The organism is Kosakonia sp. HypNH10, assembly GCF_029850615.1.
Lineage (GTDB): Bacteria > Pseudomonadota > Gammaproteobacteria > Enterobacterales > Enterobacteriaceae > Kosakonia > Kosakonia cowanii.
Genome location: NZ_JAOTIU010000001.1, coordinates 846,090 through 872,568, shown reverse-complemented (window position 1 = coordinate 872,568; position 26,479 = coordinate 846,090). Strand labels below are relative to the sequence as shown.

Annotated in this window: 28 protein-coding genes; 9 read left to right on the top strand and 19 right to left on the bottom strand. The window is 57.0% G+C overall.

The features are described from left to right. Positions 1-175: 175 nt before the first annotated feature. The 4 genes from uspG to dcuC all read right to left on the bottom strand — a co-directional run bounded on the left by uspG (position 176) and on the right by dcuC (position 3,586). Positions 176-604 (bottom strand): universal stress protein UspG, encoded by a 429-nt coding sequence (gene uspG, locus N7V53_RS04275; protein ID WP_023479942.1) that lies wholly within the window; start codon positions 602-604, stop codon positions 176-178. Between the two features lie 145 nt (positions 605-749). After that, entirely contained in the window at positions 750-1,160 is a 411-nt protein-coding gene (rnk, locus tag N7V53_RS04270) for a nucleoside diphosphate kinase regulator (RefSeq protein WP_279792261.1), read from the bottom strand. A 148-nt stretch (positions 1,161-1,308) separates the two neighbouring features. After that, a complete protein-coding gene (gene rna, locus N7V53_RS04265) occupies positions 1,309-2,112 on the bottom strand; it encodes a ribonuclease I (RefSeq protein WP_279792259.1) in 804 nt (267 codons plus the stop codon). A gap of 100 nt (positions 2,113-2,212) precedes the next feature. Next, positions 2,213-3,586, bottom strand: a complete 1,374-nt coding sequence (gene dcuC, locus N7V53_RS04260) for an anaerobic C4-dicarboxylate transporter DcuC (protein ID WP_094193105.1) — start codon at positions 3,584-3,586, stop codon at positions 2,213-2,215. 347 nt (positions 3,587-3,933) lie between these two features. On the opposite strand from dcuC, the gene N7V53_RS04255 reads away from it, so the two are divergent. The 7 genes from N7V53_RS04255 (at position 3,934) to cspE (ending at position 11,677) form a co-directional block, all read left to right on the top strand. Next, positions 3,934-4,341: a DUF2946 domain-containing protein gene (locus N7V53_RS04255; protein ID WP_139965440.1), complete on the top strand. Its 408-nt coding sequence runs from the start codon at positions 3,934-3,936 to the stop codon at positions 4,339-4,341. Positions 4,342-4,395: 54 nt separating this feature from the next. Further along, positions 4,396-4,722: a copper-binding protein gene (locus N7V53_RS04250; RefSeq protein ID WP_279792255.1), complete on the top strand. Its 327-nt coding sequence runs from the start codon at positions 4,396-4,398 to the stop codon at positions 4,720-4,722. 12 nt (positions 4,723-4,734) lie between these two features. Further along, positions 4,735-5,988, top strand: coding sequence for a TolC family protein (locus N7V53_RS04245; protein WP_279792254.1), 1,254 nt, complete (start codon positions 4,735-4,737; stop codon positions 5,986-5,988). After that, positions 5,988-7,427: an efflux RND transporter periplasmic adaptor subunit gene (locus tag N7V53_RS04240; RefSeq protein WP_279792723.1), complete on the top strand. Its 1,440-nt coding sequence runs from the start codon at positions 5,988-5,990 to the stop codon at positions 7,425-7,427. Before N7V53_RS04245 ends, N7V53_RS04240 begins: the two co-directional genes overlap by 1 nt. Continuing rightward, a complete protein-coding gene (locus tag N7V53_RS04235) occupies positions 7,424-10,543 on the top strand; it encodes an efflux RND transporter permease subunit (protein ID WP_279792252.1) in 3,120 nt (1,039 codons plus the stop codon). The genes N7V53_RS04240 and N7V53_RS04235 overlap by 4 nt, the downstream gene beginning before the upstream one ends. Positions 10,544-10,713: 170 nt before the next feature. Next, on the top strand, positions 10,714-11,277 hold the full coding sequence (gene pagP / locus N7V53_RS04230; protein ID WP_279792250.1) for a lipid IV(A) palmitoyltransferase PagP: 564 nt from the start codon (positions 10,714-10,716) through the stop codon (positions 11,275-11,277). Positions 11,278-11,467: 190 nt separating this feature from the next. Next, positions 11,468-11,677, top strand: coding sequence for a transcription antiterminator/RNA stability regulator CspE (gene cspE / locus N7V53_RS04225; RefSeq protein ID WP_007373839.1), 210 nt, complete (start codon positions 11,468-11,470; stop codon positions 11,675-11,677). Positions 11,678-11,733: 56 nt separating this feature from the next. Here the strand turns inward: cspE and crcB are convergent, their stop codons facing one another. Further along, positions 11,734-12,117, bottom strand: a complete 384-nt coding sequence (crcB, locus tag N7V53_RS04220; RefSeq protein ID WP_279792248.1) for a fluoride efflux transporter CrcB — start codon at positions 12,115-12,117, stop codon at positions 11,734-11,736. 89 nt (positions 12,118-12,206) lie between these two features. On the opposite strand from crcB, the gene N7V53_RS04215 reads away from it, so the two are divergent. After that, complete coding sequence (locus N7V53_RS04215) at positions 12,207-12,995, top strand: deaminated glutathione amidase (protein ID WP_279792721.1); 789 nt, start codon at positions 12,207-12,209, stop codon at positions 12,993-12,995. A 128-nt stretch (positions 12,996-13,123) separates the two neighbouring features. Continuing rightward, on the top strand, positions 13,124-13,321 hold the full coding sequence (gene tatE / locus N7V53_RS04210; RefSeq protein ID WP_023479962.1) for a twin-arginine translocase subunit TatE: 198 nt from the start codon (positions 13,124-13,126) through the stop codon (positions 13,319-13,321). A 67-nt stretch (positions 13,322-13,388) separates the two neighbouring features. Here the strand turns inward: tatE and lipA are convergent, their stop codons facing one another. The 14 genes from lipA to lptE form a co-directional block, all read right to left on the bottom strand. After that, positions 13,389-14,354 carry a lipoyl synthase gene (gene lipA / locus N7V53_RS04205; RefSeq protein ID WP_034813118.1) on the bottom strand — a complete coding sequence of 322 codons (966 nt, stop codon included), beginning with the start codon at positions 14,352-14,354 and terminating at the stop codon, positions 13,389-13,391. Between the two features lie 209 nt (positions 14,355-14,563). After that, the gene (locus tag N7V53_RS04200) at positions 14,564-15,517 is read right to left on the bottom strand and encodes a YbeF family transcriptional regulator (protein WP_023479963.1); all 954 of its coding nucleotides are present in this window, start codon (positions 15,515-15,517) and stop codon (positions 14,564-14,566) included. A gap of 307 nt (positions 15,518-15,824) precedes the next feature. After that, positions 15,825-16,466 (bottom strand): lipoyl(octanoyl) transferase LipB, encoded by a 642-nt coding sequence (gene lipB / locus N7V53_RS04195; protein WP_094420487.1) that lies wholly within the window; start codon positions 16,464-16,466, stop codon positions 15,825-15,827. Between the two features lie 87 nt (positions 16,467-16,553). Next, positions 16,554-16,817, bottom strand: coding sequence for a DUF493 family protein YbeD (gene ybeD, locus N7V53_RS04190; protein ID WP_017455881.1), 264 nt, complete (start codon positions 16,815-16,817; stop codon positions 16,554-16,556). Positions 16,818-16,920: 103 nt separating this feature from the next. Further along, the gene (dacA, locus tag N7V53_RS04185) at positions 16,921-18,132 is read right to left on the bottom strand and encodes a D-alanyl-D-alanine carboxypeptidase DacA (protein WP_023479926.1); all 1,212 of its coding nucleotides are present in this window, start codon (positions 18,130-18,132) and stop codon (positions 16,921-16,923) included. Positions 18,133-18,270: 138 nt separating this feature from the next. Next, the gene (rlpA, locus tag N7V53_RS04180) at positions 18,271-19,497 is read right to left on the bottom strand and encodes an endolytic peptidoglycan transglycosylase RlpA (RefSeq protein ID WP_279792245.1); all 1,227 of its coding nucleotides are present in this window, start codon (positions 19,495-19,497) and stop codon (positions 18,271-18,273) included. A gap of 10 nt (positions 19,498-19,507) precedes the next feature. Continuing rightward, a complete protein-coding gene (gene mrdB / locus N7V53_RS04175) occupies positions 19,508-20,620 on the bottom strand; it encodes a peptidoglycan glycosyltransferase MrdB (protein WP_023479966.1) in 1,113 nt (370 codons plus the stop codon). Positions 20,621-20,622: 2 nt separating this feature from the next. Beyond that, positions 20,623-22,524: a peptidoglycan DD-transpeptidase MrdA gene (gene mrdA, locus N7V53_RS04170; RefSeq protein ID WP_023479930.1), complete on the bottom strand. Its 1,902-nt coding sequence runs from the start codon at positions 22,522-22,524 to the stop codon at positions 20,623-20,625. A gap of 26 nt (positions 22,525-22,550) precedes the next feature. Next, positions 22,551-23,018 (bottom strand): 23S rRNA (pseudouridine(1915)-N(3))-methyltransferase RlmH, encoded by a 468-nt coding sequence (rlmH, locus tag N7V53_RS04165; protein ID WP_003858701.1) that lies wholly within the window; start codon positions 23,016-23,018, stop codon positions 22,551-22,553. A gap of 3 nt (positions 23,019-23,021) precedes the next feature. Then, the gene (gene rsfS / locus N7V53_RS04160) at positions 23,022-23,339 is read right to left on the bottom strand and encodes a ribosome silencing factor (protein ID WP_023479923.1); all 318 of its coding nucleotides are present in this window, start codon (positions 23,337-23,339) and stop codon (positions 23,022-23,024) included. Positions 23,340-23,583: 244 nt separating this feature from the next. Then, positions 23,584-24,201 (bottom strand): adenosylcobalamin/alpha-ribazole phosphatase, encoded by a 618-nt coding sequence (locus tag N7V53_RS04155; protein ID WP_279792243.1) that lies wholly within the window; start codon positions 24,199-24,201, stop codon positions 23,584-23,586. A gap of 25 nt (positions 24,202-24,226) precedes the next feature. Beyond that, entirely contained in the window at positions 24,227-24,877 is a 651-nt protein-coding gene (gene nadD / locus N7V53_RS04150; protein ID WP_279792242.1) for a nicotinate-nucleotide adenylyltransferase, read from the bottom strand. Further along, positions 24,870-25,901, bottom strand: coding sequence for a DNA polymerase III subunit delta (gene holA, locus N7V53_RS04145; protein ID WP_270222187.1), 1,032 nt, complete (start codon positions 25,899-25,901; stop codon positions 24,870-24,872). Before holA ends, nadD begins: the two co-directional genes overlap by 8 nt. Further along, positions 25,901-26,470: an LPS assembly lipoprotein LptE gene (gene lptE / locus N7V53_RS04140; RefSeq protein ID WP_023479965.1), complete on the bottom strand. Its 570-nt coding sequence runs from the start codon at positions 26,468-26,470 to the stop codon at positions 25,901-25,903. The genes holA and lptE overlap by 1 nt, the downstream gene beginning before the upstream one ends. Positions 26,471-26,479: the final 9 nt, after the last annotated feature.

The following is a 26,479-nucleotide window of genomic DNA, read 5'->3' as shown; positions in this document are numbered from 1 at the left end:
GGAGCCGGGTTGCGGGTTGGGTGCCCCTTTTTTGCCGGATGGCGCTAACGCTTATCCGGCCTACGGGGTTGTGCCTCTTTTTTGCCGGATGGCGCTGGCGCTTATCCGGCCTACGGGGATCGCCGCCGTTTGTAGGCCGGATAAGGCGGAGCCGCCATCCGGCAATAAGCCCCCTCTACCGCACGACCAACACCGGAATATGCGCATGGCGCACCACGCTTGAGGCGTTGGAGCCGAGCAAATGGGTGCTGATGGACGGGTTGCGCGAGGCGATCACCACCATATCCGCATGCAGCTCTTCGCCAAGCTCATTGACCATATCGCGCACGCTGCCGAAGCGAACGTGGGTATGAATACGCGAGGGATCGATGGAGAAATGGCTTCGCATACTCTCCAGGCGGGTTTGCGCCTCCTGGTGCAGATGCTCTTCGAAGCGGCGTAAATCGGCGGCGAAACGGTGCAGGCTGAGGCTCGCGGAAGCGGGTAACACATGCAGCAGGTGAATGACACCTTCGCTCTGGGCGAGGAATTCGGCGTGACGAACGGCTTTATCACTTAACTCCATTTCGAAAATATCGACCGGCATAATGATTGTCTGGTACATAAACGCGTCTCCCTGTGGGTTATGTCCCGGGAATTGAAGCACAAAGAGAAGGGGGATTTTGCTGCATGGGTGGCAAATCTGAACAATGGCGGGCGCCGGAAAGAGGATGCGGGCGCATCCTCTGCAAAACAAAGCAGGGCGGGGATCAGAGCATGAAATCGCCAGCGGCTTCGGGCTGGTATAGCAGCTCCAGCACTTCAAGGTCGGTGGTGGTTCCCCCCGGCAACGTCCAGTGAATGGAATCACCAACACGTAAACCTAACAGCGCCGCGCCCACCGGGGCCAGTACCGACAGCTGCGTGGCGCTGTCTGTCATCTTCGCCGGGTAGACCAGCGTACGTACGCGGATTTCACCGCTTTTCAGCTCGCGGAATTTTACCGTGCTGTTCATCGTCACCACATCATGCGGCATCGCTTCTGGCGCGCACATATTGGCGCGATCTAACTCCTCATTCAGCGCATCGGCGACCGCAAGGCTGGCATGTGCAGGCTGCTCCAGCAAGCGGTCAAGGCGCTCAGCGTCTCGCTCATTAATGATAATGGCAGGTCTGGACATCTCTTACTCCGTGTCAGGTGATTGATCCAAAGAAAAACCCTCGCCGACGGGCAGCGAGGGTTTGTCAGAAGCTGATGATACTAACCCGGCCCCATGCTGTGAAGTGACCAGGCGCACATTTGCCTCAATTATGATTATTCCGCAGCAATCAGTAACCCGCGCTGTCGAGGATAAAGTGATCCCCACAGTTGCCGGGGTGCGGCTGTGGCAGCAGCGAGCGGCCAGAGAGCGGCGCGTTAATCGCTTCGGCTTTGATGGCAACCTGCATCTCGGTCAAATAGGCCGGATTGCCGTTACAGGTGAGTTTCACCGCTTTCACGCTCTGCTTGCCGTAAGCCTCGGCGACGGCAGCATCAAAGGCGGTGCGGGTGATCGCTTTGCCGTAGTTATTGGCGAGAAACACTCCGAGCGGGCTGGTTTTGATCTCATGATTCAGACGCACCATCGCGCCAAAATAGTCATCGGGATCGAAGCCGAAACAGACGCCGTGCTTGGCGTATTCGTAGCGCTCGAGGCAGGAGTTACCGCCGGAGCCGGGCATGGCAGCGTTGAGTTTATCTGCCATCTCCAGCGATAAACCGGTCTCTGCCGCCGCGCATTTCTGGCTGGTCTTCGCTTCCGGCATATCGGGGATCGGGCGCGTGGCGCAGCCAAAGCGCATCCAGCGGCGGTTATCGACGCCGCGCGCGGCGATCGATTTAGGCAGGCCCGGCCATAAACCGTGCACCGTCAAATTATCGGCTTTGTCGTCCGGGGATTTTTGCAGACGGCACTCGTCAGGCTCGTCGCGCCCGTTGTCGTGCATGCTCTGGCAAAAACCGGTCTGCCAGGAGAGCGCCAGCACGTAGCGATCAAAATCGCCATACTGCTTCGGTTGCAGCGGTGCGGCATAGGCAGAAGTAAAGAGTAGCGCGGCAATGCCTGTGCTGATGAAGAGTCCCTTTTTAAACATTTCAGTTCCTGATTAATGGGTCCAGATAATTGCCATAGGTTATTAAACCATAAAAAAAGCGCCGGGCAGGCGCTTTTTCAACTTCTGAAACCCGACAGCGTTAGTGAACTGCTGCGCCAGGCACGAGGATTTCGGTAGCCACAATTACTACCACCAGGCCAACCAGAATCGGTACGGAGGTGCGTTTTACCACTTCAAATGGCGAAATGTTTGCCATCCCGGCCACGGCAACCACCACGCCAGAGACCGGCGAAATGGTGCGACCAAGGTTGGAGGCCTGCAACATTGGAATCGACAGATAGGCCGGGTTAATGCCCGCTTCGCGCGCCAGTTTTGGGATCATCTCCACAAACGCGTAAAACGGTGCGTTACCGGAACCCGTCGTCATCGCTGCCAGCATGGTGAGGATCACCAGCACCAGCATCAAAATAATGCTAGCGGAGCCGAACGAGGTAGCAATGGAGATCAGGCTCTGGATAAAGCCGATGGTGCTCAGCCCCTGGGCGAAGACGCCCGCGGCAACCAGCAGCATCACGACACCGGCAAAGGCATCGGCCATGCCGCGCCAGGCCACTTCCAGCCCGCTGAAGACATTCTGCGTATTAAAGCCGCGCAAAAACTCCAGCACTGCGGCAATCAGCATACAGATCACGAGGATGGTAATAATGTGCAGCTCCGGGCCCCATTTACCGTCAAAAATCAGCACGCCGATGATCGGTGTAAAGGGCAGGATGGCGTAAAACGCGGGCGCGCGGGTGGTGATCTCTTTCACATCCAGCATTTCGCTAACAATATTCTCTTTCTTATCGAGATAGCGCTGCCAGAAGAAGTGGGCGATGGCCATGGCGATAATCGCGGCGATAGAGATAGGCAGGGTGGTTTTAAAGGCGAAATCAACCAGCGGCATCTCTGCGGCTTTCGCGGCCAGCACTACGTCGCCGGAGGTGGGCGAGAGAATAATCGCTGCCGGGGAGGCGCAAATCGCCGCCGCCGCGCCGCGGCTGATGCCGACGTTAACCATCACCGGGAAGAGCGTTGCCATCAACAGCACGCCAAGGCCGGTTGCCGAAGAGACCGCCAGCGACATCAGGCAGGCGACAAAATAGGCGGCAATCATCAGGATATAGGGCGAGTTGATAAAGCGCAGCGGGCGCGAGGCCAGCTTGACCACCATATCGTTAGCACCAATGTGCGTCATGTAGGCAGCAAAACCGCACAGCATCATGATCATCATGCCGAGATCGCCGCCGCGGCTCATCAGCAGGATTTTTATATATTCGACAATGTCGGTGGCGCGATAACCGGTGCTGGTGGCGCTGGAGGGTAATATTGAGTGGCCCATCAGCGCGCTGACGATCAATAACGCCAGACCGCCGACAAACAGTACGCCGGTGGCGGAGTAGCCTTTAATGATGTAGCGGGCGACGCCGACAATTACCACGACGCCGATCAACAGCTCAATCAGGGTTGAAATCATATTGGGTCCCGGAGGTTGGACAAAAAAAAAGTAAAGTAAGCAAAAGGCTGCACCGCAATGTGCCGAATAACGACGGCGTGATAGCTGATTAAAATCAACAAAGCGCTGCATTGCGCGCAATATTACGTGAATTGTTATAAATCAGAAAAATAAATACGGGCGAAACGATAATTCAGGCTAATGAATTTCGGCAGTTATGTTTTATTCGTGATAACGGCTGGTTAATTGTTTTGGCGTTTTTCGTTTCAGTTTGATTTGACAGCAAAATTCACTAAAAAAGCCTTTAAAAATAGAAAGCGGGCTGCTTATACTCGCCGTTACCTTCACTCACCCATGGCGATGTTATGCACGCAGCCTGGCTCTACCGATTGCGCTTTATTAAGCGGCATTTATTAATGCTGCTTATCGCATTGGGTTGGCTGCTGATCCAGAGCCAGATGGCGATTGCCTCCCACGGCTGTGCGCTCCCGGTACCAAGTGAAGCGATGGCGCAGCAGCATCTGCACCATCTGGCAATGGGTGACGACGCGCCAAAAGCCCACGCGATGAAAGCGCCGCTCTGCGAGAAGCACTGCGTGCCCGATCAGGTGCAAAAAGAGAGCCATTACCCTTCACTGGCGGCGCTGCCCGCCACGCTGACGCTGGCGATTGCCGAACCTGTTTGTTCTGCTATCACTTCGCGCAGCTGGGTATTAACCCCGCCTGCCGCCGGGCCCCCTGCCACCATCCGCTTCTGCCGCTTTCGCGAATAGAGACCTGTTAACACATTGATTTTACTTTCATTAATGTTTAACAGGAGATTTTCTATGCGTAGCTATTTACTCTGCCTGCTCTCAGGCATCCTGCTTTTCCCGCACCTCAGCGCTTACGCGCAAACGCATGACATGGCGCACCATCACGCGATGCCCGTTCAGGTTTATCAAAGCCAGGGCAGTGTCAAAAAAATCACCCCGCAGGCGATCTCTATCGCCCATCAGGCTATTCCCGCGCTGCACTGGCCGCCGATGACCATGCAGTTTACGGTTGCGCCGGAGCATCCGCTGCCGCAGGTGAAGGTGGGCGATAACGTTCGCTTCAGCTTTAGCCAGAGCGATCAGGGTTACACCCTTATCTCTGTAACGCCGTTACCGTAAGCGGGAGTAGTCATGAAACGATACTCGCTGAGCCTGCGGCTCGGCGGGGTTTGCCTTGCGCTTATCTGCTCCGCCGCGCAGGCGGAGTCGCTAACGCTGACGCAAACCCTCGCCGCCGCAGAGCGCTACTCTGCTGAGCTTTCTGCCAACCGTAACGAAGCCCGGGCGCTGGATGCGATGGCCGATTCCGCCCGCCAGTTGCCCGACCCCAAACTCAAATTCGGCATTGAGAATGTGCCGGTACAGGGCAATAACGACCGCCGTTTGACCCGCGAAGGCATGACCATGCAGCGCATTGGCGTGATGCAGCAGTATGTCAGCACGGAAAAACGCGATCGTAAGGCCGACACCTTGCTGGCCGAAGCGCGCAGCATCGAGGCCAAATCCCACGCGGTGCGCGCAGCGCTCCAGCGCGATACCGCCCAGGCGTGGCTTGAGCTGGCGCTCTCACAGCGGGCGCTGCACACCGCCCGGCAATTAGTGGCGGAAACCGCGCGTCAGCAGGGCGCGCAACGCGCCAGCGTCGGCACGGGTAATGCCCTGCCGGACAGCGTGCTCGCCTTTCAAATCGGCCTGAGCGCGATGCGCGATAAAGTCACACTTGCCGAGCGGGATGTGCAGCTGGCGCAAACCCGGCTGATGCAGCTGACCGGGCAGCCAGTCACCGCCGTCAGCGGCGAACTTCCCCGCTATCAGCGCCTTCCCGCCGATAAAAAAACGCTGGAAGAGGCGATTCGCCAGCATCCCGATATCCTGGCTGCCGCAAGCGTTGCCAACCGCGCCAAAGCCCGTTCGGCAGAATCGGCGATTGCCGCACTGCCCGATGTCGAGGTGGAGGTGTGGTATGGGCGGCGTGCCGAGGGGTATGAAGATATGGCCGGGGTGATGTTTACCGTCGATTTGCCGCTGTTTCAGTCCCGCCGCCAGGATAAAGATCACGCCGCCGACGTCTCCCGTACCTTGCAGGCCAATGACCAACTGGCGCTCGCCGAACGTGAGCATCTCGCCGAACTTCACACTCTGATTGCCCAGTACAACGCTGCGCAAACCCTCTGGCAGCGCCAGCGGGATGACGTGCTGCCGCTTTTGCGCAGCCGCGCCGCGCTGTTAGCGGCTCAGTACCGCGCCGGGCAGTCCGATCTTCCGGCGCTGCTTGAGGCGCGCCGCAGCGTGCTCGACGGTGAACTGGCGCTCAATCAGGCCGAAAAAACGATGGCGCAGCAGTGGGCGGCGATCCGCTGGCTTATCCCGCAGGAGGTGATGTGATGAAACGAACTCTGTTAGCCGTGGCGGTTGCTGCCTGCGTGGCGGCAACCACCGGTTACGTGGCTGGTCGCCACGTGAGTGTGCCCGCTGAAAACAGCCAGCCGTCGCAGGCGCGCAAAGTGCTCTACTGGTACGACCCGATGGTGCCGGATCAGCGCTTCGATAAACCGGGAAAATCGCCCTTTATGGATATGCCGCTGGTGGCGAAATATGCCGATGATGCGCCCGCTGACGGCGGCGTGCGCATCAGCGCCCAACAACAGCAAAACCTTGGCATGACCACCGCGAAGGTGGAGAAACGGCTGCTCGCCAGCGCTTTCAGCGCGTTTGCCACCGTCACTACTGATGAGCGTGCGATGCAGATCGTGCCGTCACCAGCGGCGGGCGTGGTGGAGAAACTCTTTGTCCGCGCGCCGCAGCAGTGGGTGAAAAAGGGCGAGGCGCTGGCGCAGCTCTGGATCCCGCAGTGGACCAGCGCGCAGCAGGAGTATCTGGCCGTGCGGCAACTTGGCGACAGCGAACTGACACGCGCCGCCCGCGAACGGCTGGCGTTGCAGTTTATGCCGCAAGAGGTGATTCGCGCGGTGGAGCGCAGTGCCAAAGCGCAGACCCGGCTGATCATTCGCGCCGCGCGCGATGGCTACGTCAGCAAACTCGATACTCGGGAAGGGGCGCAGGTCGCCGCCACGCAAACGCTGTTTGAACTGGCGAGCCTCGATCCGGTCTGGCTGCTGGTCGATTATCCGCAAAGCCAGGCGCAGGCGCTGACGGTTGGCAGCGAGGTGGCAGCGACCAGCGAAAGCTGGCCGGGCGTGCGTTTCCACGGTCGCGTCAGCGAGCTGTTGCCGCAGTTGGCTAGCGCCACGCGCACGCTGCAAGCGCGCATTGTGCTGGAAAACCCGCAGCAGAAGCTGAAACCCGGCATGTTCCTGACCGTCACCCAGCCGGAAGCGGCGCAGCAGCCCGCAGTGCTGGCAATCCCGGAAGAGGCATTGATCGAAAGCGGGCGCGCCAGCCGCGTGCTGCTGGCAACCGGCGAGGGGCATTTCCGTGCGGTGAATGTGACGGCCGGACGGCGCGCGCAGGGTTGGCGCGAGATCCTCTACGGGTTGCAGGAGGGCGATGTGGTGGTCACCTCCGGGCAGTTCCTGATCGACTCTGAAGCGAGCCTGCGCAGCGCCTTGCCAGGGCCATCGCCTGTCGTCAAAAAAACACCGGAATATCGCGCCAGCGGCGTGGTGCAGGCGGTAGATAACGGCACCATCACCCTCAGCCATCAACCGATCCCCGAACTGAACTGGGGAGCGATGACGATGGACTTTACGCTTACAGATCCCGATCCGCAGGTGAAAGTGGGCGATAAGGTGATGTTCAGCTTCACGCTGGATGACGAAGCGGGCGCGGTCATTACCCATCTGATGCCGGAGGCGACGAAATGATTGCTGCCGTGATTCGCGCCTCATTACGCAACCGCCTGCTGGTTCTGCTGGCGGCGCTTGTCCTCACCGGCTGGGGCATCTGGTCGTTGCAGCGCGCGCCGCTTGATGCGCTGCCCGATCTCTCGGATGTACAGGTGATTATTCGCGCCAGTTATGCGGGCAAAGCGCCGCAGCTGATTGAGGATCAGGTGACCTATCCGCTGACCACCGCCATGCTCTCGGTGCCGGGGGCGAAAACGGTGCGCGGCTACTCAATGTTTGGCGATGCCTATGTCTATGTGCTGTTTGACGATGACACCGATCTCTACTGGGCGCGCTCGCGGGTGCTGGAGAGCCTGAGCCAGATTCAGGCATCGCTCCCCGCCGGGGTGGAGGTGGGACTCGGGCCGGATGCCACCGGCGTCGGCTGGATCTATGAGTATGCGCTGGTGGATCGCAGCGGTCAGCATAACCTCGCCGATCTGCGCGCCTTGCAGGACTGGACGCTGAAATTTGAGCTGAAAACTGTGCCCAATGTCGCCGAGGTCGCCAGCGTCGGCGGCATGGTGCGCCAGTACCAGATTGTGCCGGACCCGCAAAAGATGCGCGCGCTCAATATCACCCATCAGCAACTGGTAAGTGCGGTGCAGGCGGCGAATCAGGAGAGCGGCGGCGCGCTGCTGGAGATGGGCGAGGCGGAGTTTATGCTGCGCACCAGCGGCTACTTGCGCCAGCCGGAGGATTTTCGCCAGACAGTGATCGCCAGCCGCGACGGTGTGCCGGTAATGCTTTCTGATATCGCGACTGTACGCCTCGGGCCGGAGCTGCGCCGGGGCGTGGCGGAGTATAACGGCGAGGGTGAAGTGGCGGGCGGCGTGATTGTGATGCGCTACGGCAAGAATGCGCTGGAAACCATTCATGCGGTCAAAGTGAAGCTTGCTGAGATACAAAAAACGCTGCCCGCTGGCGTGGAGATTGTGCCGGTTTACGACCGCTCAACGCTGATTGAGAGCGCCGTCGGCACGCTGACCCATAAGCTGATTGAAGAGTTTATCGTTGTCGCGCTGGTCTGCACGCTGTTCCTGTTCCACTTTCGCTCGGCGCTGGTGGCGATCGTCTCGCTGCCGCTGGGCATTCTCGGTGCGTTTATCGTCATGCACTACCAAGGGATCAACGCCAATATCATGTCGCTGGGCGGCATCGCGATTGCCATCGGCGCGATGGTCGATGCGGCGATTGTGATGATCGAGAATATGCACAAGGTGATGGAGCAGTGGCGGCACGATAACCCTGGCCGCCTGCCGGAGCGGAGCGATTACTGGCGCTTCTCTGAACAGGCGGCGGTTGAAGTTGGCCCGGCGCTCTTTTGCAGCCTGCTTATCATCACGCTGTCGTTTATACCGGTCTTCTCACTGGAGGCGCAGGAGGGGCGGATGTTCTCGCCGCTGGCGTTCACCAAAAGCTGGGCGATGGCGGTCGCCGCCGGGCTTGGCATCACACTGGTGCCGGTGCTGATGGCGCTGTTTATTCGCGGCAACATTCCTGATGAGAAGGCCAACCCGATTAACCGCGTGCTGATCCGGTTTTATGAACCGCTGCTCGATAGGGTGCTGGCGTGGCCGAAAGCGACGCTCGCCATCGCGCTGCTGCTGTTGCTGGCGACCGCCTGGCCGCTCAGCCGCCTTGGCAGTGAGTTTATGCCGCCGCTGGATGAGGGCGATCTGCTCTATATGCCCTCGACGCTGCCGGGGATTTCCGCCCGTGAAGCGGGGCGCTTACTGCAACAAACGGATCGTTTGATCAAAAGCGTGCCGGAGGTGGAGAGCGTGTTTGGTAAGGCGGGCAGAGCAGAGAGCGCGACCGACCCTGCACCGTTGACCATGCTGGAGACCACCATTCGCTTTAAACCGCGCGCGCAGTGGCGGCCCGGTATGACGCCGGAAAAACTGATCGATGAGCTGGATAGAAGCGTCAGCGTGCCGGGCATCACCAATGTCTGGGTGCCGCCGATCCGCAACCGCCTCGACATGCTGGCGACCGGCATTAAGAGCCCGGTGGGGATTAAGGTGAACGGCAATAATATTGCCGATATTGAGCGCGTGGCGCAGCAGATTGAGCAGGTGGTGAAAACCGTGCCGGGCGTCACCTCCGCGCTGGCGGAGCGGCTGGCTGGCGGACGCTATGTTGATATCAATATTAACCGCCAGCAGGCCGCGCGCTATGGCGTATCGGTACAAGAGTTGCAGTCGCTGGTTTCAACCCTGGTGGGCGGCGAAAAGATTGGCGAAGTGTTGCAGGGACGCGAGCGGTTTCCCATCAATGTGCGTTACCCGCGGGATCTTCGGGCAAACGTCGACGATCTGCGCGCATTACCGGTGATCACCGCCAGCGGCAGCCAGATTGCGCTCGGCGATCTGGCAGAAGTGGTGATTACCGAGGGGCCGCCGATGCTGAAGAGCGAAAATGCGCGCTTATCGAACTGGATCTACGTCGATCTGCGCGGGCGTGATTTGAAATCGGCGGTGGAAGAGATGCAGCAGCGAGTAGCGCAGCAGGTGGCACTGCCGCAGGGCGTTACGCTCAGTTGGTCCGGGCAGTTTGAGTATCTCGAACGCGCGACGGCGAAGTTGAAAATTGTCCTGCCGGTGACGCTGATGATTATCTTTGTCCTGCTGTTTATTACCTTCAAAAGAGTGAGTGATGTCTTATTAATTATGGGGACATTGCCCTTCGCATTAATAGGCGGCGTCTGGTTGCTCTGGCTGCTGGGATATAACTTATCGGTGGCAGGCGCCGTCGGGTTTATTGCGCTGGCCGGTGTGGCGGCGGAGTTCGGGGTTATTATGGTGCTCTATCTCAATCATGCCCTTGAGAAATATCGCATCTCTGAATCCGATGAACCTAATAAACGACTGCTTCTCGCAATACATGAGGGGGCGGTATTACGCGTGCGCCCAAAAGTGATGACGGTGGCGACCATTATGGCCGGGCTGCTGCCGATCATGTGGGGCGGTGGCAGCGGTGCTGAGGTGATGAGCCGTATCGCGGCACCGATGATCGGCGGGATGGTTACCGCACCGCTGCTCTCAATGCTGGTGATTCCTGCGCTCTATTATTTACTCCATCGAAAACGCTGACGTTAATATGCGCTCCGGCAACGGGGCGCTTGATACTTTATTAAGTTTTGTAACCAGCCAGCAAATGGGACTCTTCCTGGCCGGTTTAAGAACAACACTAATTTCGTTAAGGAACTATTAAGGTAAGGTGTCGGAAAATAGAAGTTGATTTGTAATATGGAAAACCTGTTGTGGCTGTTTATAAAAAATTTAAATATTTCGCTGTCTTTTTGTGTTTACAGATTTCACTGATTTCAACACTTCACGCAGCAGACAAACCCTGGTACACCGTTTTCGCTGACAACGTTAAGCAAACGTGGCAGCAGCCGGATAACTACGATCTCTATGTGCCAGCCATCACCTGGCATGCGCGTTTTGCCTATGACAAGGATAAAACCGATCGCTATAACGAGCGTCCTTGGGGCGCAGGCTTTGGCCAGGATCGCTGGGATGAGAAGGGGAACTGGCACGGGCTCTACCTGATGGCGTTCAAAGACTCCTTTAACAAGTGGGAGCCGATTGGCGGCTACGGCTGGGAAAAGACCTGGCGCCCGCTGGCGGATGAGAATTTCCATCTGGGTCTTGGTTACACCGCGGGTGTCACCGCGCGCGATAACTGGAAGTACATCCCGATTCCGGTGCTGCTGCCGCTGGCCTCCATTGGCTATGGACCGGCGACCTTCCAGATGACCTATATTCCTGGCACTTACAACAACGGTAACGTTTACTTCGCGTGGATGCGGTTCCAGTTTTGATCGCCGCGTTGATGGGTATAGTGAACAAAGAGTAAACAACGCAAAAAACGCGGAATAATGCGGCGTTGGAAAAAAAGTTCGCGACATTTATCACTTTTTCGCTAATAACGACTGGACAAAACTCGCGACAATTGTTGTACTGATACCCGACACAGCATTTGTGTCGTTTTTTCATGTAAAGGTAATTTTGATGTCTAAGATTAAAGGTAACGTTAAGTGGTTTAATGAATCCAAAGGATTCGGTTTCATTACTCCGGAAGATGGCAGCAAAGACGTGTTCGTACACTTCTCTGCAATCCAGAGCAATGGTTTCAAAACCCTGGCCGAAGGTCAGCGCGTTGAGTTTGAAATCACTAACGGTGCCAAAGGCCCATCTGCTGCTAACGTAATGCCTGTTTAATCAGCGCGTACAGCAAGAATTCCAAAACCCGCCGCAAGGCGGGTTTTTTATTGCCTTCAGTTCGCGTTAGCGGTTGAGAAGAGCCAGAACGCCAGCGCGGTCATGACAAACGAACCCAACAGGTTAACGGCGACATTCAGCAGCGCCCAGCCTGCGCGCCCCTCCTGCAGTAAAAAGACTACTTCCGCCGAAAAGGTAGAGAAGGTCGTCAACCCGCCGCAAAACCCGGTGGTGACCAGCACTTTCCATACCGGATCGATATGCGTCATACGGTTAAACCACGCCAGCCCGGCACCAATAATAAATGCGCCAATTAAGTTCGCCGTCAGCGTACCGAGCGGAATGATTTGATGCACCGGGTTGAGTTTCATACTCAGCATCCAGCGCGCCACGCTGCCCGTGCCTCCGCCGATAAATACCGCTAAAAGGAGTTGTAACACTGAGCTATCCTGCTATCTGATAAGTGAATGTGTCGAGTTTACCGTCGTGGTCGAAAACTGGCTATGGCAATACTGTAAGGAGAAACGTGATGATTGTTGCTGCCGGACAATTTGCTGTCACACCCGCGTGGCAAACTAACGCTCGTACGTGTGTATCCTTAATGGCGCAGGCCGCGCGTCAACAGGCCTCGCTGCTGGTGCTGCCAGAGGCGTTACTGGCGCGGGATGATAGCGACCCGCATATGTCGGTGAAATCTGCTCAGCGGCTTGATGAGGGCTTTCTGAGCCTGCTTTGCGAAGAGAGCCGCCATAATACCATGACCACTGTGCTGACCGTCCACGTTCCGTCCACGGCGGGCAGGGCGGTTAATACGCTGGTGGTATTGCGCGGCGGGGAGATCATCGCGCAGTATGCCAAGCTGCATCTTTATGATGCGTTCAGCATGCAGGAGTCTGCGCGGGTAGACGCCGGAAACTCGTTGCCGCCGCTGATTGAGGTGGAGGGGATGCAGGTGGGGCTAATGACCTGTTACGATCTGCGTTTCCCTGAGCTGGCGTTATCGCTGGCGTTGCAGGGTGCTGAATTGCTGGTGCTGCCCGCCGCGTGGGTGCGCGGGCCGCTAAAAGAGATGCACTGGGCGACGCTGCTTGCCGCGCGGGCACTGGACACCACCTGTTATCTGGTGGCTGCCGGCGAGTGCGGCAACAAGAATATTGGTCAAAGCCGGATTGTCGATCCGCAAGGTGTTACGCTTGCGGCAGCAGCCGAGGAGGCACAGTTAATTTTTGCCGAGGTGACGGCTGAGCGCGTGGCGCAAACGCGGGAGAAGCTGCCCGTTTTGCGCAACCGACGTTTTGCGGATCCGCAATTATTGTGATGTTTTTTTAATCAATGCTTGATTCATCTCGTTACAGATTGCTATTGTGTGCGCGCACTGCATGACCGTTAATGGTGTCAGGTTATCAACGGTGCTTTTTACAGCCTGTTTTATGAAAGAAGGTATCTATGGGTGAGATTAGTATTACTAAACTGCTGGTCGTGGCCGCGTTAGTGGTTCTGCTGTTTGGGACCAAGAAACTGCGTACACTGGGCGGCGATCTTGGTGCAGCGATCAAGGGCTTCAAAAAGGCCATGAACGATGATGACGCCGCGAAGAAAGACGCAGACGTTGTCACAGCAGAGAAACTCTCTCACAAAGAGTAATCGCGCCACGACAGGCGAAAAAAAACCGGCTATCAGCCGGTTTTTCTGTTTTTAGTGTAAGTAAGTGTTACTTCACTTCCATACCTTTGGCTTGCAGATCCGCATGGTATGACGAGCGGACAAACGGACCGCAAGCGGCATGGGTAAAGCCCATCGCCAGCGCTTCCTCTTTCATCTCTTCAAACTCATCCGGGCTGACGTAGCGCTGCACCGGCAGGTGGTGACGGCTCGGTTGCAGATACTGGCCCAGCGTCAGCATGGTCACGCCATGGCGACGCAGATCGCGCATCACTTCAATAATTTCCGCATTGGTTTCGCCTAAACCGACCATCAGGCCCGATTTCGTCGGGATCTCCGGGTGCGCCTCTTTAAAACGCTCCAGCAGTTTCAGCGACCAGTTGTAATCCGCGCCCGGGCGCACCTGGCGGTAGATACGCGGTACGTTTTCCAGGTTGTGGTTGAAAACGTCCGGCGGCGTGGCGGTCAGAATATCGAGCGCGCGATCCATACGGCCGCGGAAATCCGGCACCAGGGTTTCGATTTTGATCGTCGGGCTCTTCTCACGAATCGCGGTAATGCAGTCAGCAAAGTGCTGAGCGCCGCCGTCGCGCAGATCGTCACGGTCAACGGAGGTGATCACCACATAACGCAGCGCCATATCAGCGATGGTCTGCGCCAGTTTCAGCGGTTCGTTGGCATCCGGCGCAACAGGACGGCCATGCGCCACATCGCAGAACGGGCAGCGACGCGTACAGATCGCGCCAAGGATCATAAACGTGGCGGTACCGTGGTTGAAACACTCAGCGAGATTCGGGCAGGAGGCCTCTTCGCAAACAGAGTGCAGCCCGTTTTTGCGCATGGCAGCTTTGATACCCTGGATACGGGAGGAGTCGGCCGGGAGTTTGATTTTCATCCATTCCGGTTTTCTTAACAGGGCTTCACGCTCTGTTGCCACGTTTTTTACCGGGATAAGCGCCATTTTATCGGCGTCGCGATACTTTACACCGCGTTCCATCACAATGGGTTTACTCATAGCGTGCGTGTTCCAGTTGCGGGTGACGAAGAAGGCATTCAATTCAAGGAGAAGTTGTATTTATCAACTATTTTTGAATTAACGTAGGCGCAGTATACCATCTCTGGCGGGGATAAAGCAGCCTGACGGACTGCCAAATTGTGAAATAGTTGTTGTTTTGTGCTAAAGGCCCGCAGGCCATTTATCACTTGTCCTGGTGCCAGCGGGCGTTAAAACGCCCGTCTGATCACATCTACCACGCTCTCCAGCACCGGGTCGCGCAGGCTTAACTTGTTGTAGTAAAGCGAAATATCCAGGCGCTCGTTGTTGACCGGCGGGAAGGGGATCTCGACCAGCGGCCAGCAGTGTCGGAACAGTTCGTATAAACGGTAGGGCATCAGCCCGAGCAGATCGCTGTTACCAATCAGTGCAGCGATTGTGAACATATTGTAACTGCTAAACGAGACCTGGCGTTCGGGGAAGAGATCCTGCATCCGCTGGCGCAGCGCGCTCAGGTTTTGCCCCTCAAGCATCAGCAGCGTGTGCTCATACTTCTGCAATGCCAGCTCATTAATCGGTTCGTTCAGGCAAGGGTGATCTTTGCGGCACACCAGCATCAGCCGGTCGGAGAAGAGCACATGGTGATTGATGGTGCGCGAACTGGCGATATGGGTATCAATAATCAGATCGGTCTGGAACTGGCTGAGTTGGCTCTCAGCATCGTTTATCGGGATGTTACGCATCATCAGATGCGGAGCGCTCTCTTTAATCGCCTGAAAGACCACCGGGATCACCAGCGCGCCGATAGAGGGCGTGGTACCCACCGTTATCGTGCGCTGCTTATCGTAGCTGCCGGTTAAATCGAGCGCGCCGAGAATGGATTCCAGCCCCTGGCTGATATATTCATGCAGATGGGCGGCATAAGCGGTCGGTGTGACGCCCTGACCTTTGCGAATGAAAAGAGGATCGGGAAATATTGAACGCAGTTTTTGAATTGACTGGCTAATAGCAGACGGCGTCAGGTTCAGCACTTTTGCGGCGTTTACAATCCCTTTATGGACATATACCGCCTCAAAAATGGTCAATAAATTGAGATCAATATTGCGCAGGGTTCGGAAGACTTGCGGCTTATCATCCTGGGGACGCACTGTTATTCGCTTTTCCGGCAGGCTCTTATTATCCACGCTTGTGCTCCGTTTTCATTCGCAATATGAATGATAGTTGAATTTGTTTTTTTTGTTCATCAGCAAACTGAGTTAACGTCCTGTCTCGTCTCATCATTACGTAGATTTTTTCATCACGATGCCGGGCAATGCAGTCGGAAAACAATTGGCCTGAAGCATATGTAAGAAGTCTGGCGAAGCATGGTAACGCATATTAGCCAGAGAGGGCAGGCAGGTTGAAAATAGAGAATATGGCTTCTATTGTAAAGCGTTAACAGGGCAAATATATAACGACCCGCACAAATTGCGGGCCGTGATACATCATACATTAAGCGCTCATATATTGATGAGGCGGATTGTTTAGTAACGCTAAAAAGTGCTGGATAAGAATTGTCCTTATTTTATCCATGCTGGCGTTTTCAACAAGTTTGCTGACCTGGGTCATTTCCATTCCGGCATAACCGCACGGGTTGATGCGCATAAACGGCGCGAGGTCCATATCAATATTCAGCGCCAGGCCATGGAATGAGCAGCCTTTGCGGATGCGTAAACCGAGCGAGCAGATCTTCTTGCCATCGACATAGACACCCGGCGCATCCGGCCGTGCATTTGCCACAATATCGAGCTGCGCCAGGGTATTGATCACCGTATTTTCCAGCAGCGTAACCAGTTCACGCACGCCAATTTTGCGGCGCTTGAGGTTAATCAAGACGTACATAACCTGCTGACCCGGCCCGTGGTAAGTCACCTGGCCGCCGCGATCGCTCTGAATAACCGGAATGTCACCCGCGGCGAGCACATGTTCGGCTTTACCGGCCTGGCCCTGGGTAAAAACGGGCGGGTGTTCCACCAGCCAGATCTCGTCGGGCGTATCATCATCGCGACGATCGGTGAAGTCGTGCATCTCCTGAGAAACAGGCGCGTAGGGCTGTAATCCAAGATTGCGGATAAGAATGGTGTCCTGAGACAAAACGGCATCTCCGGCGGAGAAAAGAGTGCGGGGAGTATATCACAGCGAAAACGTTACCCGAATGGCTCCGGGTAACGTCACTAATTTTTACAGCACCATACGAACAATTTCGATATTGCCAAGCTCTTCGTACAGCGTTTCAACTTGTTCAATATGCGTCGCGTTGATGGTAATTGAGACCGAGTGGTAATTGCCTTTGCTGCTCGGTTTTACCTGCGGAGAGTAATCACCTGGCGCATGGCGCTGTACCACTTCAACCACCAGATCAACCAGCTCAGGCTTCGCCAGACCCATCACTTTGTAAGTAAAAGGTGTCGGGAATTCAAGCAGTTCTTTAAGATTGGTTTTCATGTCAGCTCCGGCGTAAAAAATAACAACTCCTGCCGCAGGGGCAGGAGTTTTTTGAGATATTCAGTATATGGGGGCAAAGATCACACTTTCAAGTGCGCAATCTTTAGCCAAACCAGTGGTGGAACATCAATTTAATGTAATCAATGATTTTGCCGAAGAAGTTCCCTTCCGGGATCTCCTGCAACACCACCAGCGGACGCTGTTCAATGGTTTTCCCATCCAGCTGGAAGTTGATGCTGCCGACCACCTGGTTTTTCTGCAGCGGCGCATGCAGCTCGCTGCTGTTCAGCACATAGCTCGCTTTCAGGTCTTTCATACGACCGCGCGGAATGGTCAGGTAGACATCTTTATCCACGCCCAGCGAGGCGCGATCGCTGTCGCCGAACCATGCAGGCTCAGAGGCGAACTCTTTCCCGGCTTTCAGCGGGCTGACGGTTTCGAAGAAGCGGAAGCCCCAGGTGAGCAGTTTTTTGCTCTCGGTTTCACGCCCTTTAAAGGTACGACCACCCATCACGGCGGAGATCAAACGCATCTGGCCTTCGGTTGCCGAGGCCACCAGGTTGTACCCGGCGCGATCGGTATGACCGGTTTTGATGCCGTCAACGTTCAGGCTGTTATCCCACAGCAGACCGTTACGGTTGGTCTGGCGGATGCCGTTGAAGGTGAACTCTTTCTCTTTGTAGATGGAGTATTCGTTCGGTACATCGCGGATCAGCGCCTGGCCAATCAGCGCCATATCACGGGCGGAGCTGTACTGACCTTCAGCGTCCAGGCCATGTACGGTCTGGAAGTGGCTGTTTTTCAGACCCAGCGCGTTGACGTAGCTGTTCATCAGGCCAACAAACGCGTCCTGGCTCCCGGCGACGTAGTCGGCCATCGCCACGCAGGCGTCATTGCCTGATTGCAGGTTAATACCACGGATAAGCTGGGAAACCGGCACCTGCATGCCTGGTTTCAGGAACATCAGCGAGGAGCCGCGGAATACCGGGTTGCCGGTGGCCCACGCGTCATTACCGATGGTCACCACATCGCTCTCTTTGAACTTGCCCGCTTTCATCGCCTGGCCGATAACGTAGCTGGTCATCATTTTGGTCAGGCTTGCCGGATCGCGACGCGCATCGGCGTTTTGTTCCGCCAGCACTTTGCCGGAGTTGTAATCGATCAGGATATAGGACTCCGCATCGATCTGCGGAACGCCTGGGATCATGGTTTTAATGTTCAGGTCATCGGCATGCGCAGCGGAGAGGGCAGCTGCGGTCAGCGCCGTGGTGAGCGCCAGGCGCTGCACGAAACGAGCGGAAAAAGTGGTCTTCATGGTCGAACAACGACATCCGTGATGGAGTTAAAAAAAGTGCCTTACTATAGCAAAAGCTATACCGGCAGGCATCTGACTTTGCGCGTGAGAGTGTGAATCATACTTACACAAATTGACAAAATCAGACACCTTTCCCGACTACTGAGCGCGCGTTACAAAAGATTGTAACTGCGCTTCGCTCTGCAGACGCTGCTGCAGCGCGCTGGCCTCAGACTTATTGCTGAACGGCCCTAACTGGATACGCCACACCGCCCCATTCTGCGTCACGCGGCCCGGCACGGAGAACTGCTGCGCCAGACGCTGCTGATACTGCTGCGCGCGGGTCTGATCGCTTACCGCGCCAACCTGCACCACGTAGCTTCCGCTGGCTGCTGCTGCTGCGGCAGGGGCACTGGCGGCAGGTGCCGCGCTGTGAACGGTGCCCTGCACCGAACCAGGTGCCGTCACCGGGGAGTTACGCGTGGCAGGCGCAGCTGTCTGCGTGACCGGCTCTGTCTGGTTTACCGGCGTAGCGGCAGCAGGCTGGGTGGCTGTATTCATTGCGGGCTGTGCGGCCTCGCTGCTCTCCAGCACGCCAGAGGCGAGCGGCGTTTGCGCGCCGAGGAAGCCGCCGCTGCGCACCGGGGCACCGGTCGGATCATCGCTTTTCAGCGTATCGTTACTGATCGGCTGCACGTTAGCTTGCGTTTCCGCTGGCTGTGCGGCAATCGGCTGCATCGGCTGGGCGGCGTTCGGCTGCGGCGCGGCACTCATGCTACCCCCGCTCAGATCCGGGCGCGCGGGCAGGGCATAGGTCTGCTGCGCCACTTTGGTACAGGCCATTCCCGGGCCGGAGAGCGAGCCATCCTGCGCGACGATAATCGGATCGATGCGCACTTTGGTGTTATTCGAGGTGTTCAGGCGATCGGCAGAGGCACGCGACAGCGAGATAACCCGGTCACTGCCGTACGGGCCACGGTCATTGATGCGCACCACAATCATGCGGCCGTTCGCCAGGTTGGTGATACGCGCATAGCTTGGAATCGGCAGCGTCGGGTGCGCGGCGGTGAGCTGCATCGGATCGAACGCTTCACCGGAGGCAGTCAGATTGCTGCCCGGCTCGGCGTCATAAATGGCGGCAAAGCCCGCCTGGCTGAAGCGGGAGGGATCCTGCACGATGGTGTAGCGTTTACCATCGCGCTCATAATCCTGATTCGCCGTGGCATTAGGCGCTTCATAGCGCGGCTCCGCGCCGCTGATCTCCACCACCGGGCCGTTGCAGACCGCAGGCTGTGGCGCAACCATCGTCTGTTGCTGATTATCATTACTCGTACAGGCCGCCAGTAACCCTGCTGCTATACAGATCCCAGGCCAAAGCTTATGCATTGCGCACCTCTTAAACGTTCTTGGACAACATTTTTCTGTGGGTATGGATCGACATCACGATACCAAACCCGGCCATGAGTACGATGAGGGCGGAACCCCCGTAACTGATCAGCGGCAGCGGAACGCCTACCACCGGCAAGATACCGCTTACCATACCAATATTTACGAACACATATACGAACAGAATCAGCATCAAACCGCCGGCCATCACCCGGCCAAAGGTGGTTTGCGCCCGCGCGGCGATCCACAGCCCGCGCATAATCAGCAGCAGGTAGAGCGCCAGCAGGATCAAAATCCCCACCAGGCCCAGCTCCTCCGCCAGTACGGCGAAGATAAAGTCCGTATGGCGCTCCGGCAGGAACTCCAGCTGCGACTGAGTGCCGTGCAGCCAGCCTTTGCCGCTGAGGCCGCCGGAACCAATAGCGATTTTCGACTGAATAATATGGTAGCCCGCGCCGAGCGGATCGGTTTCCGGATCGAGCAGCATCATCACGCGCTGGCGCTGATAATCATGCATCAGGAAGAACCACATTATAGGAATAAAGGCGGCGACAAGCAGCGCGGCAATGCCGATAAGCCGCCAGCTCAGGCCGGAAAGGAACAGCACAAACAGCCCGGAGAGCACCACCAGAATCGAGGTGCCGAGATCCGGCTGCGCCGCCACCAGCAGGGTAGGGACGAAGATCAGCACCAGCGCGATGCCGGTATTTTTCAACGACGGCGGGCAGACATCGCGGTTGATAAAGCGCGCCACCATCAGCGGTACGGCGATTTTGGCAATCTCCGAGGGCTGAAAACGCACGACGCCGAGATCGAGCCAGCGCTGCGCGCCTTTGGAGATAGCGCCGAAGGCGTCAACGGCAATCAGCAGGATAACGCAGAAAACATAGAGATAGGGCGCCCAGCCTTCATAGACGCGCGGCGGCACCTGCGCCAGCACGACCATGACCACCAGCCCCATAGCGATTTGGCCGATTTTACGTTCGGTCATGCCGATATCCTGGCCGCTGGCGCTCCAGATAACGATCGCGCTGTAAAACAGCAGCGCGAGAATGATCAGCAGCAGCGCTGGGTCGAGATGGATCTTATCCCAGAACGATTTTTTGTTCGGATTATCCGTCATGATTATTGGTCCTCTGCCGCGGCCGTGGAGGGGTTTTCCGCCGGCAATTCGGTGTTGTTGTCGCCAAGCATAATGTGGTCGAGGATCTGCCGCATGATGGTACCCACGGCCGGACCTGCGCCGCCGTTTTCCAGAATCATGGCGACGGCGACCTGCGGATTGTCGTACGGGGCGAAAGCGGTCATCAATTTATGGTCGCGCAGACGCTCGGCAATACGGTGGGCGTTATAGGTTTCGTTCGCCTTCAGGCCAAAGACCTGCGCGGTACCCGATTTCGCCGCCGCTTTGTAAGGCGCGTTAGCGAAGTATTTGTGACCGGTACCGTTAGGGCGGTTCGCCACGCCATACATGCCATCTTTGGCAATCTCCCAGTAGCCGGAGTGAATATCACCCACTGGCGGCTGCGTAGGCTGCTTCCACGGCACTTTTTTGCCGTTCTCAACGGTGCTCATTAACAGGTGCGGCACTTTCACGATGCCGTCGTTAATTAGCGTCATCATCGCTTTGTTCATCTGGATCGGCGTCGCGGTCCAGTACCCCTGGCCAATGCCGACCGGGATGGTATCGCCCTGATACCAGGGTTTCTTAAAGCGCTTCAGTTTCCATTCGCGGGTTGGCATGTTGCCGGAGCGCTCTTCCGAAAGGTCGATGCCGGTATAGTGACCGTAACCAAACTTGCTCATCCACTCGGAAAGGCGGTCGATGCCCATGTCGTAAGCAACCTGGTAGAAGAAGGTATCGGCGGACTCTTCCAGGGATTTGGTGACATTCAGATGCCCGTGTCCCCATTTTTTCCAGTCGCGATACCGTTTTTCGGAACCCGGAAGCTGCCACCAGCCGGGATCGAACAGGCTGGTATTGCGGGTGATCACCCCGGCGCTGAGCGCGGAGACTGCAACATAGGGTTTAACCGTTGACGCTGGCGGGTAGACGCCCTGAGTGGCGCGGTTAATCAGCGGCGTGTTCGGATCATTGAGCAGCCCGGAGTAATCCTTGCTGGAGATACCGTCAACAAACAGGTTCGGGTCGTAGCTCGGCGTTGAAACCAGCGCCAGAATACTGCCGGTGCGCGGATCGGTCACCACGACCGCCGCACGGCTACCGGCGAGCAGGGTTTCAATATACTGCTGCAGCTTGAGATCGAGCGTCAGGTAGATATCGTGTCCCGCCTGTGGCGGCACCTCTTTCAACTGGCGGATCACGCGGCCCCGGTTGTTCACTTCCACTTCTTCATAACCGGTCTGGCCGTGCAGCACATCTTCGTAGTAGCGCTCAATACCGAGTTTGCCGATATCGTGAGTCGCGGCATAGTTGGCGAGTTTGCCATCTTTATCCAGCCGCTCGACGTCTTTATCGTTGATTTTCGACACATAGCCGATCACGTGGGTCAACGCGGAGCCGTAGGGGTAGTAGCGGCGCTTATAGCCTTTTACTTCCACGCCGGGGAAACGGTACTGGTTAACGGCGAAGCGCGCCACCTGCACTTCGGTGAGGTTGGTTTTCACCGGAATCGAGGTAAAGCGGTGCGAGCGCGCACGCTCCTTTTTGAAGTTGGCTATATCGTCATCGTTCAGATCGACCACATCGCGCAGCGCGTCGAGGGTTTGCTGCACGTTATCGACCTTCTCCGGCATCATCTCCACCTGGTAGATGGTGCGGTTAAGGGCCAGCGGCGTGCCGTTGCGATCGTAAATAATGCCGCGACTGGGGGCGATGGGCACCAGTTTGATGCGGTTTTCGTTGGAGCGGGTTTGATAGTCCGCAAAGCGGACGATTTGCAGGTTATAAAGGTTGGCGATCAGCACGCCGGAAAGCAGCAATATCCCCGTAAAAGCGACAACTGCCCGGCGCACAAACAGCGCGGACTCAGCCGTATAGTCGCGAAAAGAGTTCTGTAATTTCATCCGCTGCTAAATCCGCCTAAGACTCGTTACTCACGGTGATAAGGATGGTTGGTCGTGATACTCCATGCGCGATACAGGCTTTCGGCAACCAGCACACGCACCAGCGGGTGAGGAAGTGTCAACGCAGAGAGCGACCAACTTTGTTCAGCTGCCGCTTTGCAGGCGGGAGATAACCCTTCCGGGCCGCCGATCAGCAGGCTGACGTCGCGTCCGTCCTGCTTCCAGCGCTCCAGCTCATGTGCCAGCTGCGGCGTATCCCAGGGTTTACCGGGGATATCAAGGGTGACGATGCGGTTTTTGCCGGCGGCGGCCAGCATCAGTTCACCCTCTTTATCGAGGATCCGCTTGATATCCGCATTCTTGCCGCGCTTACCGGCGGGAATCTCCACCAGCTCAAACGGCATATCTTTCGGAAAACGGCGCAGATACTCGGTAAAACCTGTCTGTACCCAGTCCGGCATTTTGGTGCCGACGGCGACGAGTTGCAGCTTCACGCATCAACCCCAGAGTTTTTCCAGCTCGTACAGACGACGGCTCTCTTCCTGCATGACATGGACCATCACATCGCCCAGATCAACGACCACCCAATCGGCGGCGCTTTCGCCCTCTACGCCCAGCGGCAGCATGCCCGCGGCGCGGGACTCCTGAACCACGTGATCCGCAATAGAGGCAACATGACGGCTTGAAGTGCCGGTACAGACGATCATGCAATCGGTGATGCTCGATTTGCCCTGAACGTCAATGGCGACGATGTCCTGACCTTTCAGGTCGTCAATTTTGTCGATAACAAAATCCTGGAGTGCTTTACCCTGCAAGTGTTCCCCCTGGGTGAGTAAAAAATGTACTGGTCATAAACAGCCTGACATTATACCTGAAAGACGGCGAATGTCGGGACAAAAGTCCAGGCTTCGCGACATGAAAAGTGGGCTATCATCCCATCCTGGCCGCGCGATTGCATCGCCAATTTTGTAAAACAATTTCTGCGCGCGGAGAATAGCAGCCTGCGGGGTCCTGTCAATCACCGAATCACAACAGCTTAAGAGATGGATAAAAAAGCGGCTACTTCTCGTCAGGATGCCAGACCGCGCGGCTGTTTAGCACCCGCAGCGTGGCAAAATCGTCGCGCATATCCACCCGGCTCCAGCAGCCCTGGTCAATATGGAAATGCCACAGCGACGAGGCGGGCATACTCAATAAACGGGCAATCAGCAGGCTGATAACCCCCTGATGGCTGGCAATGAGCACATTTTTTTGCGTCTGTTTCAGATCCTGCAATAGCGTCACCACGCGCTCGATCCTCGCCGAGAAATCCTGAAAACCTTCGCCATTGGTCGGAACCGCATGCTGCCAGTCGGTACACCAGGCGGCGTAGCGCTCGGGATCTTCGTGCGTTAAATCGCGGTGATGGCGCATCTCCCAGTCACCAAAAAACATCTCATTAAGCAGCGGCGTGGTGTGAATGTCGATATCCCGTGATGCCAGCACGCGCGCAGCCGTCTGCCGGGCGCGATCCAGTTCGCTACAGAGCACATAATCGAAGGGCACGGCGTGGAGCAGGTCGTGAAGGGTTTGTGCCTGCGCGACGCCTTTTGGCGTTAAGGGCGTCGGGGCATGTCCGCTGTAGAGCCCGGCCACGTTCGCTTCGGTTTCGCCGTGGCGTATTAACCAGAGTCGCATGCACTTCTCCTGTTGATCGCGCGGTTTAGCGGTAGAGTCCCTGCTGATAGATGTAATCGAGCACGGCGGCAGGCAGCAGATCGTCGCACGGCTCATTATGAGCCAGCCGCTGGCGAATCTGCGTGGCAGAGATATCAAACCACGGCGTTTCGGCAAGATAGATTTTGCCGGCGGGCAGAGTGTGCAGATCCTCCACTCGGGTGGTCAGATGCACGTCCAGCCAGCGCTGATGCGCCTCTTCGCTCATCGTCAGGGCATAACCCGGGCGGCGGCAGACAATCAGGTGGCAGTTATCAAGAATGGTGTCGTAGCGATGCCAGCTGTGGAAAGTGAGCAGCGAGTCCTGGCCAATAATAAAGGCCAGCGATGCCTGCTCGCCGTGCTCCTGTCGCCACGCCTGTAGCGTATCCGCGCTGTAGGAGGGCTCATCGCGCATCAGCTCGCGCTCATCAAGGGCGAAGAGCGGTTTATCAGCGATTGCCAGCTCGACCATGGTTTTGCGCTGCTGGCTGTTCGCCTCCGGCTGCGGGCGATGGGGCGGCACATTATTGGGCATGATCGTCACTTTGGACAGGCCAATAAGATTTGCCAGCGCTTCTACCGGTTTCAGGTGACCGTAATGGACAGGATCGAAGGTGCCGCCAAACAGCGCGTGTAACTGTTTCATATCAACCATCAATAAAGATGTCTGCGAGGGCTTTGTGACAGAGTAGCAGAGAAAGCCCCTCCAGCTCCGCCCACACCGACTGACCGTAATCCTGCTTGACGATCAGCTCAATGCGGCTCAGCAGATGTACTGCCTGGCGAAGCTGATCGGCACTCAGCCGGTTTAGCGCCTCAGTGGTCGCGCCGCGACGGTTTTGCCACACCCGGTGTTTATCAAACAGCGCGCGCAGCGGCATCTGCGTCATCTGGCGTTTCAGCGTGACCAGCAGCAGCAGCTCGCGCTGCACGGTACGTAGCAGGATCACCGGCTCGCACGCCTCCAGCCGCAGCTGGGTCAGAATATGTAACGCGCGCTTGCTCTTACCGGCCAGCAGGGCATCGACCCAGTGAAACGGCGTGAAGTGCGCGGCATCGTTAACCGCCTGCTCGACGCGGGGCAGGGTGAGTTTGCCATCGGGCCACAGCAGCGCCAGCCGCTCGAGCGCCTGCGCCAGCGCCAGCAAATTGCCTTCGTAGCAGTAGCAGAGCAGCTGATTGGCGGCGTCGTCCAGTTCCAGCTTGTTCTGTTTTGCCCGGGCGGCAACCCAGCGCGGCAGGTTCGCCTGTTCGGGCGTCTGGCAACTGACCTGCACTACGTGCGTATTAAGCTGGGTAAGCCAGGCGGCGTTTTCCTGCGCTTTGGTAAGCTTATTGCCACGCACAATCAGGATCAGATCTTCATGAAGCAGGCCAACCAGCTTTGCCAGCTGTTCGTTCATCGCGGCGTTCGGGCCGTTGTCCGGCAGCTGTAACAGCAGGGTTTGTCGACTGGCAAAAAGGCTCAGCGCCTGGCAAATAGAGAAGATGGCATCCCAGTCGGTGCTGGCATCGAGCGAGAAGGTGTGATGTTCAGTGAAGCCTTGCGTAGCGGCAACCTGCCGCACCGCATCCTGGCTCTCTTGCAGCAGTAACGGATCGTTACCGAGCAGCAGATAGGCCGCGCGCAGCCCTTCATTGAGCTGCGCGCGGAGTTGTTCCGGATAAAGCCTGAGCATCAGCTACCTGGCGTTGCCGGGGCGGACTTCACGCGTGAAGATGAAGAGATCTCATTTTGCGTGTTTTTTTCGTCCGCCGTGCGCACGCTCGGCAGCTGGCGAATCAGCTGCTCTGCGGCTTTGCTATACATCTCCTGGACGATAATCTCCTGCTCGGCCGCTTTTGCCAGCGCCTTTTGCGGGTTATCGAAGAACGACCGGTACACTTTGGTGCTGATCGGGTAGATATCGTGACCCGGGATCAGTACCGATGCGTTAACGGTCAGCACCATCTGGTACTCCGCCGTCTGGCCATTCTGGAAGACGGAGGCGGTGTCATTCCCCATAAACACTGAACCCAGACGCAGCGACGGCACATCCTGACGCGTTGTGCTGTCATCGAGCAGCGTGACGCCGTTGAGGCGCAGCTGGCTACGGATAGCGCGGCTCAGCGGTCCATTGGGATCGCCGGAGTTAAAGATCATGGTTTTCATTTCCGGCGGCACCTGGGTTGTGCTCCGCAGATGCCAGCCGCATCCGGCGGTGACGAGCACCGCCAGGGTTACGAACAGTGTTGCCAGATATCGCACGCTTCCTCC

What these genes read in the sequence shown, in the direction of transcription:
- uspG (WP_023479942.1), bottom strand. Translation starts at nt 604, where the DNA reads ATGTACCAGACAATCATTATGCCGGTCGATATTTTCGAAATGGAGTTA.
- mrdA (WP_023479930.1), bottom strand. Translation starts at nt 22,524, where the DNA reads ATGAAATTACAGAACTCTTTTCGCGACTATACGGCTGAGTCCGCGCTG.
- lipA (WP_034813118.1), bottom strand. Translation starts at nt 14,354, where the DNA reads ATGAGTAAACCCATTGTGATGGAACGCGGTGTAAAGTATCGCGACGCC.
- N7V53_RS04245 (WP_279792254.1), top strand. Translation starts at nt 4,735, where the DNA reads ATGAAACGATACTCGCTGAGCCTGCGGCTCGGCGGGGTTTGCCTTGCG.
- holA (WP_270222187.1), bottom strand. Translation starts at nt 25,901, where the DNA reads ATGCTCAGGCTTTATCCGGAACAACTCCGCGCGCAGCTCAATGAAGGG.
- N7V53_RS04215 (WP_279792721.1), top strand. Translation starts at nt 12,207, where the DNA reads ATGATTGTTGCTGCCGGACAATTTGCTGTCACACCCGCGTGGCAAACT.
- dacA (WP_023479926.1), bottom strand. Translation starts at nt 18,132, where the DNA reads ATGAAGACCACTTTTTCCGCTCGTTTCGTGCAGCGCCTGGCGCTCACC.
- mrdB (WP_023479966.1), bottom strand. Translation starts at nt 20,620, where the DNA reads ATGACGGATAATCCGAACAAAAAATCGTTCTGGGATAAGATCCATCTC.
- N7V53_RS04255 (WP_139965440.1), top strand. Translation starts at nt 3,934, where the DNA reads ATGCACGCAGCCTGGCTCTACCGATTGCGCTTTATTAAGCGGCATTTA.
- rlpA (WP_279792245.1), bottom strand. Translation starts at nt 19,497, where the DNA reads ATGCATAAGCTTTGGCCTGGGATCTGTATAGCAGCAGGGTTACTGGCG.
- cspE (WP_007373839.1), top strand. Translation starts at nt 11,468, where the DNA reads ATGTCTAAGATTAAAGGTAACGTTAAGTGGTTTAATGAATCCAAAGGA.
- N7V53_RS04240 (WP_279792723.1), top strand. Translation starts at nt 5,988, where the DNA reads ATGAAACGAACTCTGTTAGCCGTGGCGGTTGCTGCCTGCGTGGCGGCA.
- rnk (WP_279792261.1), bottom strand. Translation starts at nt 1,160, where the DNA reads ATGTCCAGACCTGCCATTATCATTAATGAGCGAGACGCTGAGCGCCTT.
- nadD (WP_279792242.1), bottom strand. Translation starts at nt 24,877, where the DNA reads ATGGTTGATATGAAACAGTTACACGCGCTGTTTGGCGGCACCTTCGAT.
- N7V53_RS04235 (WP_279792252.1), top strand. Translation starts at nt 7,424, where the DNA reads ATGATTGCTGCCGTGATTCGCGCCTCATTACGCAACCGCCTGCTGGTT.
- rna (WP_279792259.1), bottom strand. Translation starts at nt 2,112, where the DNA reads ATGTTTAAAAAGGGACTCTTCATCAGCACAGGCATTGCCGCGCTACTC.
- N7V53_RS04155 (WP_279792243.1), bottom strand. Translation starts at nt 24,201, where the DNA reads ATGCGACTCTGGTTAATACGCCACGGCGAAACCGAAGCGAACGTGGCC.
- ybeD (WP_017455881.1), bottom strand. Translation starts at nt 16,817, where the DNA reads ATGAAAACCAATCTTAAAGAACTGCTTGAATTCCCGACACCTTTTACT.
- N7V53_RS04250 (WP_279792255.1), top strand. Translation starts at nt 4,396, where the DNA reads ATGCGTAGCTATTTACTCTGCCTGCTCTCAGGCATCCTGCTTTTCCCG.
- tatE (WP_023479962.1), top strand. Translation starts at nt 13,124, where the DNA reads ATGGGTGAGATTAGTATTACTAAACTGCTGGTCGTGGCCGCGTTAGTG.